General features: G+C 69.1%; 1 protein-coding gene. It reads right to left on the reverse strand.

Translation table 11 applies throughout. From position 1 onward, the window contains the following. The coding region (locus RR49_RS00095) for an ISL3-like element ISPfr18 family transposase (RefSeq protein ID WP_045245679.1) at nucleotides 1–1302 on the reverse strand (1302 nt) is incomplete at its 3' end. Nucleotides 1303–1379: the final 77 nt, after the last annotated feature.

The raw sequence follows: 1379 nt of genomic DNA on the forward strand, positions 1-1379 counted from the left end.
ATGAGAGTGTAGGAGCGGTCTGAATCCGCCGGCTTCGAGGAGCGATCTGGCGACGTAGTGCGTGAGGTTCCGGAAGCCGAGGGCGGAACCGCGAAGGTGCTCGAGCCGGCCGTTGATGGCCTCCGTTGGGCCGTTGCTCGTTCCGGGGCGGTCGAAGAACGCGAGGATGTCCGCGGCGCGCTGCTTCAGCGTGCGGCCGAGGCGACGGACCTCTTTGAGCAGCGTGGGGACGCCGTTGCTGACAGAGTCGATCACCGCCCGCATCATCTCCTTCGCCTTGTTCTTGTCGGGTTCGCGGTAGGCGGCGACGATGCGCTGGTAGATGCCCCAGGTCGCTTCGACCTCGACGTGCTCCTCGGCGGCGAACACCGCGTCGAGCCGCGCGGTCTGCTTCTCGGTGAGGAAGCTCGCGCCGGTGTGGAGGGTGCGGCGGACCCCGTAGAGCGGGTCGCCGGCGTGACCGCGGTGCCCGAGCGTGTCTTGCTGAACCCGCTGCCGGGTCCGGTCCAGGGCGTCGCCGGCGAGGCGGACGACGTGGAACGGGTCCATCACCGGGACCGCGTCGGGGAGCTCTTCGGCCGCGGCGGTCTTGAACCCGGAGAACCCGTCCATCGCGACCACCTCGATCCGGCTCGACCACTCCGCAGGCCGGGCGGCGAGCCACTGCTTGAACACCTGCTTCGAGCGGCCCTCGACCATGTCCAGCAGCCTGGCCGGGCCCGTCTTGTTCCTCGCGGGGGTGAGGTCGATGATCACGGTCACGTACTTCTCGCCAAACCGTGTGTGACGCCAGACGTGCTCGTCGACACCGATCGTGGTGACCCCGTCGAACCTCGCCGGGTCGTCGATCAGGCGACGCTTGCCTTCGGCGATGATCGCGGTGTTCGCGGTATGCCACGACACCCCGAGCCCTGCTGCGGCGCGGGAGATGGTGAGGTGGTCGACCACGATCGCCGTGAGTGCCCACCCGATCCCGCCGCGGGAGATCTTCTCCCTCGGCGCCGCCGCCTTCGACGTGTCCTGCCGCCAGGTCCGGCGGCAGTGCGTGCACCGGTAGCGGCGCACCCGGACCAGCAGCGTCGTCGGCCGATGCCCGAACGGCTCATGCGCCAGCGGCCGCGTCACCGTGTCACGCGGCACGCCCTCCGCGCCGCACTTCCGACACCACGGGTCGTCCTCGACGACGCGGCACTCCAGCACCGCCCGATCAGGCTCGAGCAGCTGCCCGACGGCTTGAAGGCCGAGCTCGTCGAGACGGCAGAACGTGGTCAGGTCAGGGGTCACGAACGTAGGGTGGTGCAAGTCGAGGTCTTCCGGCGGATGGTGAGCGTGAGAACTTCCATCCTGGAAGACCTCGACGCCTATCCGCGAACCAGCCG

The sequence above is a fragment of the Microbacterium ginsengisoli genome (genome assembly GCF_000956535.1).
GTDB lineage: Bacteria > Actinomycetota > Actinomycetes > Actinomycetales > Microbacteriaceae > Microbacterium > Microbacterium ginsengisoli.